This window comes from Vibrio olivae, assembly GCF_042428525.1.
GTDB lineage: Bacteria > Pseudomonadota > Gammaproteobacteria > Enterobacterales > Vibrionaceae > Vibrio > Vibrio olivae.
On sequence record NZ_JBHMEP010000002.1, the window covers coordinates 577,544 to 593,767 of the forward strand.

Genomic DNA, 16,224 nt, shown 5'->3' on the forward strand with positions numbered 1-16,224 from the left:
AAAAGCCAGCTTTGCTGGCTTTTTTCATGAAGAAGCGAGTTAGATTAGTACCTGTGCAAGCACATAGCCCAAACAGCATGCACCGATGACGGCAATCAAACCTACAGCCATAAATGAATGATTAAAATACCACTTCCCAATTTTTGTTGTGCCTGAAGTATCAAAGTTTACCGTTGCAATATCTGATGGGTAGTTTGGTATAAAGAAGTAACCATAGACAGCAGGCATAATACCGATCAGCAGTGCAGGGTCTAAGCCTAAACTCAAGCCTACTGGCAGCATCATCCGTGCGGTTGCCGCTTGTGAGTTAACTACCACGGATACAATAAACAACGCCAGAGCGAAGGTCCAAGGGTAGTCAGTGACCATCTCGACAATCCCGCTTTTAAACTGGGGCATCGCGTATTGAAAGTACGTATCCGACATCCATGCGATACCGTAGATAGCAATGGCGGCAACCATACCCGATTTAAATACCACACCATTTGGCACATTTCGTGGGTCAGTCTTGGTGACCAGCAAAATAATGCCACCGAAGCACAGCATCATCATTTGAATGACAACGGCCATACTAATCGGTTTTTCACCTTCGACAATCGTGCGAACGTCCGGCAGCATCGCAATAATGACAATCGTGACCAGTGAAGCAAGGAAAATAAGCACTGCGTTACGGGCACTGGTTGGTAATTTTTCATCCAGAGAGGTCGCCGTTGTACTTTCAATACGCTTGCGCCATTCTTCGTCTTTAAGGCGTTCTTGGTAGGTTGGATCATCAGCCAGCTCTTTGCCGCGTTTCAAGCTATAGAGTGCCATTAACAATGTGCCAAATAATGTCGCTGGTATGGTGACGGAGAGAATCGAAACTAACGTAATCTCATGCTGAATATTGGATAGCTGGGCCAGATAGTAGACGACAGCAGCAGAGATGGGCGACGCTGTTATCCCAAGTTGCGAAGCCACAGAGGCCGATGCCATAGGTCGTTCAGGACGAATCCCATTTTTTAAGGCGACATCACCAATAATAGGCATGATGGAATAGACTGCGTGTCCGGTGCCCAGCAAGAAGGTCATGGAGTAGGTAACGAAAGGGGCAATTAAGGTCACGCGTTTGGGGTTTTTTCTCAGTAATCGCTCCGCGACTTGTAGCATGTATTTTAAGCCGCCAGCGGCTTCCAAAATAGAGGCGCAAGTAACGACGGCCAAGATAATCAGCATCACGCTGATGGGAGGCGAGGTGGGGGGCATTTTGAAGATAAAGACTTCAATGACCAAACCTATTCCCGAAACGACACCTAGACCGATCCCGCCGTAACGTGACCCGATATAAAGCATCAAGAGTAAAAATAAAAACTCTAAATACAGCATAGTGTTAAGCCTTAAATTTATGATTCACAGATATATTTTCGCTCTCGAACAGAAAAAAAGCTTGAGTAAAGTTCACACTCCATTCGCGAGGATAGTGCAAATTTATCTTCTCTGATCAGACTCACAGTATCTTGCTGATAGGTTTCTTGGGTGTAATTAATTTGCTGTTTATTTGTTAACTTACGTTACGATTTTTGATGAGTTTTCATGGGTAAAATGGCGTGATTTAGGCAAAGGTCAGCAATAAGCCTTTAATGATATTTTTATTTTTAAATCATTAGGTTAAGTTTTATTGCTTAGGTGAGAGACGTGCTTTTCAGAGCGGGTGTGAGAGGCGGCATATTTTAGAGCTCGTTACTCACAAAAAGCAGCGCCTGATGAGACAGGCGCTGTGTCAGAAGGTCACTGTTGCCCTTGTTCCTCAGATTTATTTTCCGAGGTTGAAGATGAATTATCCTCCGACTGACTGTATTCCATTCCTGCATGTTGCGGGGCCATGTGAATGGTCTGCGTAGGGTAGGCAATGGATGCTTTGTGTTTCTCAATGATGCCCATAATTTGCAGTAAGACATCTTGCTTTACTTCATGGTAACGAATCCAGTTCACTGTTTTTGTAAAGGTATAGACCATCATATCCAGCGATGAGGGTCCAAAGGCATTGAAGTTAACAATCAAGGTTTGTTTGGTATCGATATCATCGTGATTTTGCAGCATCTCTTTGATGTCACTAACGATATCAGCAAGAACTTGGCTATCTTCATAGCGAATTCCTACGTTCTCGTAGATGCGGCGGTTGAGCATGCGAGACGGATTTTCTACCACAATATTGTTAAATACCGAGTTAGGAACATATAGAGGTCGTTTGTCAAACGTTCGAATAATCGTCATACGCCATCCGATACGTTCGACAGTGCCTTCAATGTTGCGATCGGGAGAGCGTACCCAGTCGCCAACTTTGAATGGACGTTCCAAATGAACAATCATTCCACCAAAAAAATTGGAGAGTAAGTCTTTCGCCGCAAAACCGACAATCAAACCACCGACACCACTGAATGTGAGCAACCCTGAAAGGCTGACACCAAATGACTGCATAATGGTCATTGCCGCAATCACTGTAAAGAACAGGCGAACGATTTTTGAAATTGCCTGAACCGTGGTTTCGTCGCGCTTTTGCTGTTCAATCACATATTCTTCAATGTTACTGACGAGTCTCAACATAAACCATAAGCAGACACCGAGGATAAGTATCATTTTTAGCGTACTTAACCAGTCGACTTTGGTATTGAAATACCCTTCAAGTAAAAAGCCTAACGAAATAATGCCTGGCCAGCCCCAAATAAGCAGGGTGATTGGGGTTCGTAGGGCTTCCAACGTTAGGTCGTCCCAGCGAATTTTGGTTTTCTCCGTTAAGGCATAAAGGCGATTGTAAACAACACACCAAACTAACCAAGCGACTAGGCTGGCTGCGGTAATAAACAGAATATTTCCTGCCCATTTATCGATAAATTGTGTGGCTTCTTCGGCCAGTTGAGCGATCTCTTCTTGCATAATGTGTTGTTCTTGTAATTGAGAATAAAGGTTGGACGAGAACACCTATACTACGTTATAAAAATCATGCAATTAAGTCTTATCCGACAGAGATTGCCGCTCAAGTAGTAAAAATACTGTCAGGATCGATATTTGGTGTTTGATCCCACCACTTCGAAAGCGCAAACTTTGCGCATTTTAACGTATTAAAAGGTAAACCAATGAAACTTGCTGATAAGCAATTTGCTGTGATTGGACTGGGCCGGTTTGGCTTGTCCGTCTGCCAAGAACTACAAGATTCAGGAACGCAAGTATTGGCTATTGACCTTAATGAAGACCGAGTTCAAGCCGCTGCGGGGATAGTGACTCAAGGTCTGATTGCTAATTGTACCAATGAAGATGCCGTTGCTGAGCTAAAGCTAAGCGACTATGACATGGTGATGGTGGCGATTGGTTCAGACATTAACGCGAGTATTCTCACGACTTTAGTGCTCAAGGAGGCAGGGGTTAAGTCTGTGTGGGTTAAAGCTAATGATAAGTTCCACGCCAAGATCCTGCAAAAAATTGGCGCTGATCATATCATCATGCCAGAACGCGATATGGGGATTCGTGTTGCGAGAAAGATGCTTGATAGACGCGTTCTTGAGTTCCAACCTTTGGGATCAGGCATAGCAATGACTGAGATAGTGGTTGGCGCCAAGCTGATGGGAAAAGCGTTGAGTGAGTTGCCTTTATTTCATGATCAAGGGGTACAAGTGCTTGGGTTTAAAAGAGGCTCGGATGTTCAGGCGTCCCCATCTGGAGAGCAGACGCTGGAAATTGGCGATGTGATCATTATTGTTGGTCCTGAATCAACACTTGTAACCAGACTCAAATCGTTATGATGGATTTCCAGCACCCTGGCATCTTTCAGCTGCCTAAAGCCGAGAAAAAGAAAAATAAAGGCTCAGAACCACAAATCATACTTCTGTGCTTTTTGGCCATGTTGGTTCCTTCTGCGCTGCTCTTGATGTTGCCGATGTTTTCTGTCTCTGGGCTTAGCTTTACCGATGCGCTGTTTACCGCGACGTCGGCCATCAGTGTTACTGGCCTTGGCGTGGCCGATACTGGTACGCACTTTACGCTTGCTGGAAAGATTTTATTGATGATTCTGATGCAAGTTGGTGGGCTTGGGCAAATGACATTATCGGCGGTGTTACTGTATCTGTTTGGTGTACGCCTGAGCCTTAAGCAGCAAGCATTAGCCCGTGAGGCTTTAGGGCAAGATGGTAGTGTCAATTTAAGGCGCCTTGTACAGCGGATAATGATTTTTGCATTGGTGGCAGAAGCCATCGGCTTTGTCATTTTAAGCAGTCGTTGGGTGCCAGAAATGGGGTGGAGCACCGGGTTATTCTATGCCTTGTTTCATGCGATATCAGCCTTTAACAACGCGGGATTTTCACTGTTTTCCGACAGCATGATTGGCTTTGTTGATGACCCTCAGGTCATTTTTACGTTATCGGCGCTGTTTATCTTTGGTGGACTGGGCTTTACCGTTGTCGGTGATCTCGCCACTAACGGACTGAAAGGGTTTCAAGCTTGGCAACTTCATACCAAGATTATGCTCGTTGCAACGCCAGCATTGTTACTATTTGGTACCTTGATGTTCTGGATGCTAGAGCATAATAACCCAGCAACGATGGGCAGTTTATCTACGTCTGGCCAGTGGTTGGCGGCGTTTTTTCAATCTGCAAGTGCGAGAACAGCAGGCTTTAATAGCGTTGATCTCTCGCAGTTTGGTCAGCCTGCGTTGCTGATTATGATCGTGCTTATGCTCATAGGGTCTGGCTCAACGTCAACCGGTGGCGGGATTAAAGTGTCGACTTTTGCGGTGGCATTTGTTGCCACTTGGACTTTTCTACGTCAAAAACGGTTTGTGGTGATGTTTAAACGCACCGTGAGTTGGCCTACGGTAACCAAAGCTTTAGCCATTATTGTGGTCAGTGGCGCGATTTTAACCAGTGCGATGTTTCTATTGATGCTTACTGAACAGGCAAGCTTTGAAAAAATTCTGTTTGAAACCATTTCTGCCTTTGCCACTGTCGGGGTATCCGCCGGGCTGACCGCCGAGCTTTCCGAGCCGGGGAAATACATTATGGTGGTGGTGATGATCATCGGACGTATTGGGCCCTTGACTCTGGCTTACATGCTGGCAAGACCAGAGCCTTCCTTAGTGCAATATCCTGAAGATACCGTATTAACGGGCTAATTAATTATCAGAGAAATGTTCTTGTAGCGCGGCGCGGCGATTTTTCGCTGGGCCGCCACCTTCCATGTTCACTGTGTCTTCGTAACCAGATTTGATCAAGCGTTGTGTCGGGCTGTTAGGGATTAGGCGTCTTAGTTGTGGCGAGTCATGAGTGCCACTTATTTCGTAAACGCTACGGCCACGGCCTGTTTTTACTTCAATCGTGCTGCCGTCAAATTTAAATTTGGTCGCAATCAAACGCCCGTTACGGTAGACACCATGTTCGTTAAATTTGAGCTTCTCAGTGTTGTATGGTGGCGCACCAATCTCGATCCAAGTCCCGTAGACATTATCTGGTTGTACATAGTCTTTGTAACTGAAATAAATGAGCAAACTAAAGCTAATGGCTAACGTTACAAATGCGACCCCAAACACGCCACGGATAATCTTCATGGTTTGATCGGGGCTTCTGCGTCTTTTGGTTTTTTTTTGTTTGTCGTTGGCCATAATTACTCGTTAGATACACATCCATTATCGTCGAACTTCACGCCTTGAATAGTATCGGACTAATAGGAGTTCAAACTAACGTTTAGCACATTTCTTGAAGCTACATCAACCATTGGAGCAAAAACCCGCCAACATTAGTTAACGAAACGCGAGGGAATTATTCAGCCAGTTTCACCGTTTGTTCTTACAAAATTCAAACTGTAGTTGCGTCGATATCCGCATTTAGATATAAGGTTAGCTCGTTTAATAACAAGGAAGAATGTTCGATGATTAAGGAAAACACGTATTTTGAAGGTGGAGTGAAATCACTAGGTTTTGAGCATCAAGGAGAAAACAGCAGTGTCGGAGTGATGCTTGAAGGTGAATATACTTTTGGCACGGGACCTGCTGAAAAAATGACGGTGATTAAAGGCGCCTTAACTGTCCAACTGCCAGGTAGCGACCAATGGCAAACTTTCAGTGCAGGCGAGTCTTTTGATGTTGTTGGTAATTCATCGTTTGAAGTGAAAGTGGCAGCGACCACCGCCTACTTGTGTGAATACTTGTAAACGAATTTAAAATAAAATGCCACGCGTATAGCGTGGCAAAAATGGCAAACTCATAAAGGCAGTGGTGTTGAGGTTGCGAAATCTTTAATATTGATGAAACTTACCAGCGTTGTAATCTTCAACCGCTTGCTCTATCTCTTCAAAGCTGTTCATCACAAATGGGCCATAGTGAACCACTGGTTCGTGAATTGGTTGGCCAATAAACAGCAGTGCGCCAACACCTTGTGTCTGCAATAAGGCTTTTTCACCTTGTGATAGCACACCGAATTGGCCTTGTTTCAGTTCTCGCTCACCGACTTGTATTGCTCCGCGATAAACATAAATCATCATATTGTGCTCTTCGGGAGTGCTGAGGTTTAGCTCTGCTGGCAGTTCACTGCGCCAGTCAGTAACGGTCGCTGGCACACCCGTTTGTAAAAGCGGCCCTTGAAGACGTTCTCCATCTACAGTGAGGTCGCCAGAAAGTATACGAACTAAGCCGACTTTATCGGTTTTGTACTCGGTAATGGTTTCAGGCTGAAAATCATGATATTTCGCCGGCTTCATTTTGTCGGATGCGGGTTGGTTGATCCAAATTTGAAAACCGTGCAGCTGGCCCTCTTCCATAATTGGCATCTCACTATGGATAACACCTTGTCCAGCTGCCATCCATTGTGCGCCACCAGAGCGCAACTCACCCACGTTACCCATATGATCCTTATGCTGGAAATGACCCTCCATCATATACGTTAATGTTTCTATACCGCGATGAGGGTGAGGTGGAAAGCCACCAACATAATCTTTTGATTCGTCAGACTTCAGTTCGTCCATCATCAAAAATGGAGACAATCGAGCGTTATTAAACCCAGCGACACGGCTGATCTTGACGCCATCACCGTCTGATGTCGGTTGGGCTGGAATGATTTGTGATAATTCTCTTAGCTTCGTCATGGATAAACTCTCCGCTATGGGTTGATACCATAAGAATAGAAAATGCGAGGTCGCGATAAGAGGGGAAACGCCTGAGCGTCATGTTCGACTTTTTCGAACAATGTTTGTAGAACGTCGTTCCCGTTCCACTTAAAGGAGAGGCAAATATCGAATTTATCAATATTGCCTATACTTAAGAAAAGGAAGTAATGGGAGAAAGATTATGGCTGTTGTACCCAAACATGGGCAGAACCATAACAAATATGACCCGTCGCAGGACTTAACCGTGGATCAAATTCACCGTTTTGGCAAGGTAGCGAATAAGGTTCAAAAGCAAAAAGAGGAAGCAGAGAAGCACCCTTCCGTGTTTGATAATGCTCGAGAACGTGCATTCAAACCGATTGTAAGGCCAAGACCGAATAAGCCAAATACAGTGCGTTACGCGATATGGCTTTTGGTGGTCATGATGGTGTGCTTATGGATAATGTATATGAGTGGTTAACTAAGCGGATTCCTGTTGGCCGCTGCTCGCTAACTCTTGCAGTGGTTCAGTCATCGAGGAGTAATAGTAACTGTATTGATTTTTTCCGCTTTGTTTTGCCTGGTACATTGCTTTATCGGCGCATCTTGTCAATTCTTCCAACGTCAGCCCATCTTTACGATGAATCGCGACACCGACACTCATGGTAAGGCTATTAATCATTTCGTTGTTCTCATCTTGTTGATTGAACAACTGGCTTAACTCGTTGAGCATGCTCTCAAGTCTTTCTACGCTATTGATCTCGCTGAGCATGAGAATAAATTCATCCCCGGCATATCGTGCTAGTGCGCAGTCGTTATCTCTGAGTGCTTGACGGATGCAGTTGACTTTGGTTAGGCGAACGGCGATTTCTTTTAACATTCGATCACCAACCGAGTGACCATAGTTGTCGTTAATATTTTTAAAGTTGTCGACATCAATGAATACGATCGCTGTGAGGTGATTACTATTGAGTTGCTCTGATAACTTTCTTTGCGCCGCGTTTTCAAAACTCCAACGGTTTGCCAACCCGGTTAAATGATCACGAAAAGCCAATTCTGAAATGCCTTGTTCCGATAAATGCTCAATATAATGCAGTAACTTCTCCGCATAGAAATGAATAGTATTTAACAGGCCGAGAAATAGGGTAAACGAGAGAATAAATGTCGGCATGTTGGTCGATGAAAACGCCACATTATTGCTCATGAGTAAACTTGCGGTCACCAACAAAGCAAAGACCAGGCTAAACAAGACACCAAATCGAAAGTTATTGACAAAAACAACAATGCTTACGAGTGGATAAAGCCAGAAGATGGATACCAGCATGGGGGGGTAAAAAACCAGGAGAAGGGGAACTTGAAATAGAAGGATGACCGAAAGCGTGATATCTGAAAATTGACCGTCGCGGCGCCAACAAGACCAGCTATTCATCGCTAGAATCGAGATGGAAAGACCATTGATAATTGAGAGAGGAAGAGATTGCTGGTGCTGATTGAGTAATTCAAGGCAGGCGATCATCATCATCACCATTACCGAGCAGAGAAGAATCAATTTTACTCTCTCATCGGCGTACAGCCTCGCTATCTCTTCTACGTGTTTACCAACAAACCGCGTCATGAATTAAGAAGTCCTGTTTCGTTCGTTGCTGTTAATCATAGGAGAGATTGATGAACTCCATGCGCTTTATCTGGACATAAAGTGTGAGAGGCTTCAATTTATTACCACAAACCTTGTTGATAAATCACACACTGAGCAGAGTTATCGAAAAACGCACCAAGATAACCAATTTTAGCCGCAATATTTTACATTATGTTTCGATTTCAACAGGGCCAAAATGACACAGGTGATGGGACTATAATTGAGAAAATTCGCTCCGTATCCATTGACGAAGCTGTAAAATAAATTCATTCACCAACTTCTCTTTATGACAGGCAAAGTAAAAGCCTTGCTTGGGGTTGTCGACCAATTCGCCAATCTCGACAAGCAAGCCTTGTTTCACATCTTCTTTGACAAATAGACGATGGGTAACAAAGACACCAAGCTGACGAATCGCCGCCTGCATTGCTTGCAATGAGCTGGTAAAGGTTAAGTTATTGCTTGAGCTGGGAAGAGCGATGTTGTTTGCTTGGCACCAGATTTTCCAATCATCTTTACGACGTTCATTGGTTGCCATGATAGCGGGATAGCGAGCCAATAAACTTTTTGGTGTATCCTCGTTTTTCACCAGTTCAGGGCTGACAACCATGATCAGTTGGTCACTTGCCAAACGTTCACAATAATAGTCTTGCCAGTCGCTTTTTGAGCCATGAATAACTGCCACATCGACTCCTTCCTGTTCCATTTTAAAGCTGCCAACTAAATTCGAAATCCGAACGTCTAAGTTAGGCGCATAGTCACTGAAACGGTTCATTTGCGGAATCCACCAGTGCATAGCGAGGGAATTAATCATATTGAGGGTAATACGGTTCGACTGCTCTTTTTGCAGCATTCGTTGAGTGGCCTCGACGATACGCTCTAAACTCGGTGCGACCTCTTTGTAATATTTTCTTCCACTCGCGTTTAACTCTACGCGACGTCCTATACGATGGAACAAAGGCTGATCCAATTGTGTTTCGAGTGACTTTATCGCTTGGCTAACCGCTGAGTGACTCACATTCAGTTGGTTTGCTGCTTCAGTCATGCTGCCAGTTTCTGCCACAGCAATAAATGAATAGAGAGATTTTAGAGGCGCGAGTTTGTTCATCTGTTAGTTTTTATTAACGGTGGTGTAAATATTACTCGTTTTTTATTTTATTGCTACCCCGATAAAATGGCGGTCAACAAGGGAGGAGATAATGCCAAACCAGTTGTACCCTATTTTATTCATGTTGTGCTCAACCTTTAGTTTGTCTCTAAGCGGGCTGCTATCCAAACCATTGGCTCAGCAAATTGACGCTAATGTTTTAGGCTTTCTTCGATTTTTTATTCCTGCAGGGCTTATATTCGCAATTTCATTCACGCGAAAGTTACGTTTGCCACGAGGTAGCATGTGGCCATCTTTGATTATTCGTGGAGTGTGCATTGCGGCTTCCCAGCTGTGCTTTCTCTACTCGCTGCAGCACCTGACCTTAGTAGAAAGTGTGGTTCTGTTTAGCACGGGGCCACTGTTCATCCCTCTATTGGAGCGGGTGTTCTTTACCCGCAAAATCGGTGGGTTATCGATTTTGGCTTTGGTTGTCACTTTTTATGGTGTGGTGCTGTTGTCTGGTGGTATAACTACCATCGCTTTCAAGCCAGAGTTAATGATTGGCTTAGCGGCTGGGCTGTTTAATGCTGGCTCGCAGTTGAGTCTATACCGTGCCAGTAAAGGGCAATTGAACGCATTTGAAATTAATTTTTGGACTTTCTTATGTGCGTCAGGACTGTTATTGCCAATGGCTTCTACGCACATATGGTCTGCTGCGTATGATTTTAACCAATGGACGTTCAGTGATACTCAATGGTTATTGGTCGCTATGTTAGGCGCGTTATCACTGCTGATTATTAATACTCAGATATTTCGTTCTAAAGCCTACAAATTGGTGGATTCAAGCTCTCAACTTGCCCCGCTGATTTTTACTAATTTAGTGTTTACCGCTATATGGCAATGGCTGTTCTTTGATGACCAATTTAATCAATGGCAACTTATTGGCTTGGCGATGATTGTGTCAGCGAATATCGTTAACGTCATGCTCCCTGTTGTGTGGCCAGCCCTCAAGCGAGCGTGCGACCACTACCATCATCGATTTGGTCATTCATCATAGAGAAGGGAGCTTACGCTCCCTTGTTACTTGTTGGCTTTCAGACACATACGTCGTTAAGACTTGGCTTGTAAGCCGTAAGGCAGTTGGTCGAACACCTTCGGAGATTGCTTTAACGTCGGAATTTGGTGTACGCCTTGCCAATCGAGCAATAAAATGGCTAATACGTTACGGTTCTCACCTTTGTTTAGATCGAGATCGCCGGTGGAGGACGGAATCATTCCGTTGTCTGCATCAATAGATTTTTGAATTGCTTTTCGAGTGGTTTCGACAACGGGATCATCATTTAGTCCAGCTAACAGAAAGCTGATCCCCACTTCTGCAATGACATCTTCTTTTGCTCTTAGCAAAATAGTATCGATATGGCGTCGAAAATAGTCATAAATCCACTGATGGTCACTCTCTTTTACTGAGGTCTGAAAGTGCCCAGAATCTGCGACAATGAGGTGTGTCATCGCATCTAATTTATTCGCATACTGCTGCGCGGTTAACGCTGAGTCTTGTTCATCAGGGTAAGTGGCTCGTAAAGTATTGACGAAGTCATCAACGATGTCTTGCTCTCCGAGGTGACGCAGCCAATAAACTTGATTGGCAAGTTGTGGCCCCCAAGCCTCGATCATAGGTTTACTGGTGACGTATTTGCTGAAATCGTAACGGCGTAAAGTGTTACGCAGCAAAGTATCTTGTCGGTGTTTTAACCCGTATTCATCAGCTCTGGCCAGAGCACTGAGTAAATCCATACCCAAATAGAGGTATTCAGGTACGTTTTTAGTGACGTTGTAGCGTCTTTGGCTGCGCTCACCTTCATCGTCGCGGTATTGTGCGAGTCGTGTTTGAGAATAGAGTAATACTTGTTCCGGTGTGTTCACTTCATCGGCAAATTGGTTGAGCCTGTCAGCGACACGAGTAATATCACTCCATACCGCGGTTCGATAACGTTGTTGATTTTGAGTTTGGCGTAGCATTCGAAGCCCATAGTGCCCCTCATGATAGGGGTTGAGGCTAAAAAGTTGGCTTTCGTAGGTGTGTCGGATTATTTCGGCAGACTGGGAATAAGTCATCGGCGAAGTGGCTTCTTCGACAGAAGCGAAAGGTTGCAAGGCAAAAAGGCCGAGCCATAAACCGCAGAGTAAGCGGGTGGGTGTTCTCATCTTATTATTACTCAAAGCATCGTGCTGTGTCCCAGTGCCTATCACTAGGACCTTATCCGTTATCCTACTTGCACTGTGAGTGAACAAGTGTCAGTCGGTTGTAAGAGTTTCTTGTTGTATTAAAGTTTCAGCGAAGGTGTTTCGAAGTCAGGATATTTCGATAGGTGAGATTAATACGCGGCTGATTGAAGCGTTGGGTTTTCGGTAATGCGTGTTTCCAATAATGCTGGAGATTACCTGCCATGATCAGCAGTGAACCGTGGGTGAGCTCCAAGTTATATGTCTGCTTGGTCGTTAAATGTTTTAAGGTAAAGCGCCTTTGTTCTCCAACACTTACTGACGCAATGATCGGCTGGTGGCCGAGTTCGGGCTCGTTATCTTGATGATAACCCATAGAGTCTTGCCCGTTGCGATATAAGTTCGCAAGGACTGAATTAAATGAAGTGTCGGCAATGGCCTCACATCGCTGTTTTAACGTCAGTAAAAAGTCCGGCCAGGGAAGCGGCTGCATCATTAAACCAGAATATTGATAACATGCATCTCCATACCATGCTTGCAGCCTAGGTTGGAGAACAGAGTTGCCAAATAAGGTGATGGATTCTTGTCGCCATGCCAGCTGTTGATAACAGGTTTGAAATAAGTCATCTGCCTCATTGGCATCCAAAAAATGAGGATGCCAATAGAGTTTACCGTCGTCAATATCCAGCCATTCGCCTTGCTGCTCAAATAACATCGCACCCCCATTGTGTTGATGTGTAAAAATCTACTCTGCCTTCAGAAAACAGCATGCCTTTAACCGCAATCTAGATGCAAGAATTAAAGATTGTTCTAATATAATTGATATAACTATCAAATCCTAAAGCAGCACTAATTTATATGAAAAGAGCGTTACGGAGAATGACGATGCTTTCCGTTCTCAGGAGACCTCAATGAAGCGTTATACACGCAGACAAATTTTTATAACGCTTATTTTATTGGCGCTCACCACGTTTTCAGTGGTGTTGATTGAAACACTTAATCGCCATCAGCAAGCCTTCATACGCGATAGACTTCAAGAGCGAGCTCGTGAAGAGCTCTCACACGTGCGGGCTCAGCTTGAGGCTTCGGTTATGTCCGATATTTATATACTCACGGCATTGACCACATTGGTATCCGTATCGCCTGACCATGATGTACAACTATGGGCGCAACTGACACGACAAATTAAGCACCAAAGCCGTCACATTCGAGTTATCGGTCTTGCGCCGAATGACATCGTCAAATTTGTTTATCCCGAGCGTGGAAATGAGAAAGTTCTTGGGCTGGATTATCGAAGTGTCCCGGCGCAGTGGCAATCGGTTCAGCAAGCACGGGAGTTAGAACGCATTTTGATTTCTGGCCCTGTAGATTTAGTGCAGGGCGGCCGCTCGCTTATCGTGCGAATTCCCATTTTTACCGATGCACCAAAAAATCAACAGTATTGGGGAGTATGCAGTGCAGTGCTGTCCCTTGGCACATTATTCCTTGATGCGGGGGTTGAGTTAATGAGCCACCGCTTTGATATTGCGGTAAGAGGAGGGGATGCTTCAGGGCAAGAGGGAGATATCTTTTTTGGTGATCCACAAACCTTTGCTCAAGCATTCGCGACTGAAACGGTTCACTTCCCTTATGGGAGTTGGATGATAGCCGCTGCGGTTAAAAAGGATGAATTAAGTCAGTTACCCTGGAATCATCGTTATTTGGTAAGGGTGATGGGATATCTAATTCTAGCGATGGTTCTTGCTACTTGTTACTTCGTTTTCCGGCTTTATCAAGTGGCTGATGAACGGGCTCTGCATGATGATCTTACCTCGCTACCCAATCGACGATATTTCATGTTTTCGCTTGAAAAGCAGTTCTCTGAATTAGAAGCCAGTGCGGATACAAATAATTCGTTTGGTATTTTGAATATGGATGTCGATAAATTTAAACATATCAATGATTTCTATGGGCATGCGGCAGGCGATAAAGTATTGATTGCCTGTGCCCAACGGATCAAAGGGGTATTAAGAAGTTCGGATCTGGTCGCCCGAATGGGAGGAGATGAGTTTCTCGCGCTATTACCGAGAATCACGGATTACCAAGAGCTTGACCAGATTTGTCAAAAAGTCAGAGAAGCCATTGAGCATACTCCTGTTATTTACCAGCAACACATCATCGACGTTAAGGTGAGTATTGGTTGTGTACTCTACCGCGAACATTTTGAGAATGTTGAAGCCTTGCTTCACGCTGCAGATGACCGTATGTATAGCGAAAAAAATGAGAAAAATGCCCAATCATCTTCCAAATCGAATCTGTAATGGAAGTAAGGGTATTGATGCCATCGCAATGGAAAAACTGCAAATTGCAAAAGGATTTATTTTGCATTTTGCATCTAATTTGCAAAATAAGATTATGCTATGCATTGAGTTTTTATGTATCTGGTTACTTTGTCGACAGAATTGGATGTGTTTACGCTAATTAAAAAGTTGGCACGCTTAGTGCTTTAGTTAGATTGACCCTTATTAAGCCGAGGGTCACCTAGCCAACTGACGTTGTTAGTGAACCGAAATTTGTTCACAAATGTATACAGCCAATCGCCTTTTTGCGATTGGCTTTTTTTTTGCTCATTCACCCGTGACCGACTCGCAATTCTGATAGCAGCTTGGCTGTCTGGGACACACTGCGCCTCGTGAGCAAATTAAGCGAGCCGGCGATTCAACCCCTTTTTCTATCCAATGGATATTTAGAATACGTGCAATGGTCGTAAATTCCCGTTGAATCGCGAGAGGGATGGTCGCCATTCCTCCTTGGTCAACACACAGTTGCTGTAATGCGGTGGCAATATCTTGAGCATTACCGCCTTGTGCGTCAATCGCGGGGTTTAGGTCGATTCCTGCACATAATACTCGTTGATTTTCCGCAGCATCTGCGACATTAACCGATTCACAGCAATAAATACGAGGCTCATCACCGACATGCAAGATGGAAATTTGAGCTGAATTACCTTGGTTCGGGGAAGATAATTGGCGAAATACGGACCAGTGCTGGCACGGATCCGCGACTGTTCGCATGTTACCCCAAGGCAGAGGTATTCCATTGCCTCGATAGACGGCTTTGAGTTTATTTTGACCATAAGCATCAAAATAATGCCAGTGTGGGTAGGGGGATACCACGGTCATTCTACGCATAGCCACCGACGGTGAAACCCCGGCCTTAAGGTGCACCGAAATGTCGTAGCCGCAGCGGTCGAGTAGCTGTCGAAATGGAAGTCTAGGACACAACAAAGCGCCAGCAAAAAAGCTTGATTCAAAATCGCGCCACGCTTGAAGGATATCTTGCGAGTTAAGTTCCGAGGAAGAGGACTGGTTATCGAAGTGGTTTTCTGCTGAGTAGCCGACCGACAGCACGCTTTTTAACCCTTCTTTATTGTGAAGCACACAGTGACCAATGTAGACCGCGAGGTCATACTTAAGCCGGGTAGGATAGCTTTTGAGTACTTCATTCAGATAAATTGAGCCGGGAGGTTCAAAAAAAGAGGTGACGAGCTGCTTTCCTAATACACCTAACTCATTAACAACATCGTAAGGCGTGCGCTGAACCCAACGAATAGTCAGGCCTAGACTGCGAGCCATTTTCATCAAATCCTCCACCGAAAGATTCAACTGCTTATGACCAACCTCCTCGGCAGAGCGTTCCAGATCAGGGAAATGATTTTGGTGGCTCTCTTGGTGAGCTCTTATCAGTAAATGCGCAAACTGACGACCTGTAATGCCGGTTTGCGATAACATCTCTGGAATGGCGATTTGTAAGATGTCGTTAGAGAACAGAAAACTCGGCTCTAACGCCATGCCACTGATACCTCCACGATTTCCTTTATCCGGTGTGATGGCAGATTGCTCTGGCTCATCGTCAAGAAACCACGCGGGATCTTTTTGAAACACTTGGGCGATAACATCTAACATGTCTACGCTTGGAACCCGTTTACCTCGTTCGATCATCGAAAGATAAGACACAGACGGTGCGTATTCTGGGTCAATACGGATACAACGCGTCGAGAGGTCTTCCATCGTGAGATGATTTCTCTTGCGCAGATTTCGAATTTTGGTTCCCAAAAAATGAGATTGGCGAATTAAGCTCTTTGAAACCGTCATTTGTAAAATTCACAATGTAAAATTTTTGTTGTGAAATTGTA

15 protein-coding genes are annotated in these 16,224 nt (G+C 44.6%); 6 read left to right on the forward strand and 9 right to left on the reverse strand.

The window, feature by feature from the left end; genetic code table 11:
- Positions 1-39: 39 nt before the first annotated feature.
- On the reverse strand, positions 40-1,365 hold the full coding sequence (locus tag ACFFUV_RS12500; protein ID WP_390193117.1) for an anaerobic C4-dicarboxylate transporter: 1,326 nt from the start codon (positions 1,363-1,365) through the stop codon (positions 40-42).
- A 402-nt stretch (positions 1,366-1,767) separates the two neighbouring features.
- Positions 1,768-2,913 carry a mechanosensitive ion channel family protein gene (locus ACFFUV_RS12505; RefSeq protein WP_390193120.1) on the reverse strand — a complete coding sequence of 382 codons (1,146 nt, stop codon included), beginning with the start codon at positions 2,911-2,913 and terminating at the stop codon, positions 1,768-1,770.
- A gap of 200 nt (positions 2,914-3,113) precedes the next feature.
- Between ACFFUV_RS12505 and ACFFUV_RS12510 the strand changes: the two genes are divergently transcribed.
- Complete coding sequence (locus ACFFUV_RS12510; RefSeq protein WP_390193122.1) at positions 3,114-3,776, forward strand: potassium channel family protein; 663 nt, start codon at positions 3,114-3,116, stop codon at positions 3,774-3,776.
- Positions 3,773-5,140: a TrkH family potassium uptake protein gene (locus ACFFUV_RS12515; protein WP_390193125.1), complete on the forward strand. Its 1,368-nt coding sequence runs from the start codon at positions 3,773-3,775 to the stop codon at positions 5,138-5,140. Before ACFFUV_RS12510 ends, ACFFUV_RS12515 begins: the two co-directional genes overlap by 4 nt.
- Here ACFFUV_RS12515 and ACFFUV_RS12520 read toward each other — a convergent pair whose 3' ends face one another.
- Positions 5,141-5,626, reverse strand: a complete 486-nt coding sequence (locus ACFFUV_RS12520; RefSeq protein ID WP_390193128.1) for a DUF2850 domain-containing protein — start codon at positions 5,624-5,626, stop codon at positions 5,141-5,143. It abuts the gene before it with no gap.
- 266 nt (positions 5,627-5,892) lie between these two features.
- Here ACFFUV_RS12520 and ppnP point away from each other — a divergent pair, with 266 nt between their 5' ends.
- Positions 5,893-6,174: a pyrimidine/purine nucleoside phosphorylase gene (gene ppnP, locus ACFFUV_RS12525; protein ID WP_390193131.1), complete on the forward strand. Its 282-nt coding sequence runs from the start codon at positions 5,893-5,895 to the stop codon at positions 6,172-6,174.
- 84 nt (positions 6,175-6,258) lie between these two features.
- On the opposite strand, the gene ACFFUV_RS12530 is transcribed toward ppnP, so the two are convergent.
- Entirely contained in the window at positions 6,259-7,104 is an 846-nt protein-coding gene (locus ACFFUV_RS12530; RefSeq protein ID WP_390193136.1) for a pirin family protein, read from the reverse strand.
- Between the two features lie 202 nt (positions 7,105-7,306).
- Between ACFFUV_RS12530 and ACFFUV_RS12535 the strand changes: the two genes are divergently transcribed.
- Positions 7,307-7,585, forward strand: a complete 279-nt coding sequence (locus tag ACFFUV_RS12535; RefSeq protein WP_390193140.1) for a hypothetical protein — start codon at positions 7,307-7,309, stop codon at positions 7,583-7,585.
- Here the strand turns inward: ACFFUV_RS12535 and ACFFUV_RS12540 are convergent, their stop codons facing one another.
- Together ACFFUV_RS12540 and ACFFUV_RS12545 are read right to left on the reverse strand one after the other, a co-directional pair.
- Positions 7,586-8,719, reverse strand: a complete 1,134-nt coding sequence (locus ACFFUV_RS12540) for a GGDEF domain-containing protein (protein ID WP_390193142.1) — start codon at positions 8,717-8,719, stop codon at positions 7,586-7,588.
- Positions 8,720-8,954: 235 nt separating this feature from the next.
- Positions 8,955-9,845, reverse strand: a complete 891-nt coding sequence (locus ACFFUV_RS12545) for a LysR substrate-binding domain-containing protein (protein ID WP_390193145.1) — start codon at positions 9,843-9,845, stop codon at positions 8,955-8,957.
- A gap of 91 nt (positions 9,846-9,936) precedes the next feature.
- On the opposite strand from ACFFUV_RS12545, the gene ACFFUV_RS12550 reads away from it, so the two are divergent.
- The gene (locus ACFFUV_RS12550; protein WP_390193147.1) at positions 9,937-10,884 is read left to right on the forward strand and encodes a DMT family transporter; all 948 of its coding nucleotides are present in this window, start codon (positions 9,937-9,939) and stop codon (positions 10,882-10,884) included.
- 53 nt (positions 10,885-10,937) lie between these two features.
- Here the strand turns inward: ACFFUV_RS12550 and ACFFUV_RS12555 are convergent, their stop codons facing one another.
- A complete protein-coding gene (locus ACFFUV_RS12555) occupies positions 10,938-12,032 on the reverse strand; it encodes a DUF3541 domain-containing protein (RefSeq protein ID WP_390193149.1) in 1,095 nt (364 codons plus the stop codon).
- A gap of 127 nt (positions 12,033-12,159) precedes the next feature.
- Entirely contained in the window at positions 12,160-12,765 is a 606-nt protein-coding gene (locus ACFFUV_RS12560; protein WP_390193151.1) for an alpha-ketoglutarate-dependent dioxygenase AlkB family protein, read from the reverse strand.
- Between the two features lie 196 nt (positions 12,766-12,961).
- On the opposite strand from ACFFUV_RS12560, the gene ACFFUV_RS12565 reads away from it, so the two are divergent.
- Positions 12,962-14,350: a diguanylate cyclase domain-containing protein gene (locus ACFFUV_RS12565; RefSeq protein WP_390193153.1), complete on the forward strand. Its 1,389-nt coding sequence runs from the start codon at positions 12,962-12,964 to the stop codon at positions 14,348-14,350.
- Between the two features lie 306 nt (positions 14,351-14,656).
- On the opposite strand, the gene ACFFUV_RS12570 is transcribed toward ACFFUV_RS12565, so the two are convergent.
- Positions 14,657-16,183: a DUF3612 domain-containing protein gene (locus ACFFUV_RS12570; RefSeq protein ID WP_390193156.1), complete on the reverse strand. Its 1,527-nt coding sequence runs from the start codon at positions 16,181-16,183 to the stop codon at positions 14,657-14,659.
- Positions 16,184-16,224 lie beyond the last annotated feature (41 nt).

What these genes read in the sequence shown, in the direction of transcription:
- ACFFUV_RS12520 (WP_390193128.1), bottom strand. Translation starts at nt 5,626, where the DNA reads ATGGCCAACGACAAACAAAAAAAAACCAAAAGACGCAGAAGCCCCGAT.
- ACFFUV_RS12555 (WP_390193149.1), bottom strand. Translation starts at nt 12,032, where the DNA reads ATGAGAACACCCACCCGCTTACTCTGCGGTTTATGGCTCGGCCTTTTT.
- ACFFUV_RS12570 (WP_390193156.1), bottom strand. Translation starts at nt 16,183, where the DNA reads ATGACGGTTTCAAAGAGCTTAATTCGCCAATCTCATTTTTTGGGAACC.
- ACFFUV_RS12565 (WP_390193153.1), top strand. Translation starts at nt 12,962, where the DNA reads ATGAAGCGTTATACACGCAGACAAATTTTTATAACGCTTATTTTATTG.
- ACFFUV_RS12550 (WP_390193147.1), top strand. Translation starts at nt 9,937, where the DNA reads ATGCCAAACCAGTTGTACCCTATTTTATTCATGTTGTGCTCAACCTTT.
- ppnP (WP_390193131.1), top strand. Translation starts at nt 5,893, where the DNA reads ATGATTAAGGAAAACACGTATTTTGAAGGTGGAGTGAAATCACTAGGT.
- ACFFUV_RS12535 (WP_390193140.1), top strand. Translation starts at nt 7,307, where the DNA reads ATGGCTGTTGTACCCAAACATGGGCAGAACCATAACAAATATGACCCG.
- ACFFUV_RS12505 (WP_390193120.1), bottom strand. Translation starts at nt 2,913, where the DNA reads ATGCAAGAAGAGATCGCTCAACTGGCCGAAGAAGCCACACAATTTATC.
- ACFFUV_RS12560 (WP_390193151.1), bottom strand. Translation starts at nt 12,765, where the DNA reads ATGTTATTTGAGCAGCAAGGCGAATGGCTGGATATTGACGACGGTAAA.
- ACFFUV_RS12515 (WP_390193125.1), top strand. Translation starts at nt 3,773, where the DNA reads ATGATGGATTTCCAGCACCCTGGCATCTTTCAGCTGCCTAAAGCCGAG.
- ACFFUV_RS12500 (WP_390193117.1), bottom strand. Translation starts at nt 1,365, where the DNA reads ATGCTGTATTTAGAGTTTTTATTTTTACTCTTGATGCTTTATATCGGG.
- ACFFUV_RS12510 (WP_390193122.1), top strand. Translation starts at nt 3,114, where the DNA reads ATGAAACTTGCTGATAAGCAATTTGCTGTGATTGGACTGGGCCGGTTT.
- ACFFUV_RS12530 (WP_390193136.1), bottom strand. Translation starts at nt 7,104, where the DNA reads ATGACGAAGCTAAGAGAATTATCACAAATCATTCCAGCCCAACCGACA.
- ACFFUV_RS12545 (WP_390193145.1), bottom strand. Translation starts at nt 9,845, where the DNA reads ATGAACAAACTCGCGCCTCTAAAATCTCTCTATTCATTTATTGCTGTG.
- ACFFUV_RS12540 (WP_390193142.1), bottom strand. Translation starts at nt 8,719, where the DNA reads ATGACGCGGTTTGTTGGTAAACACGTAGAAGAGATAGCGAGGCTGTAC.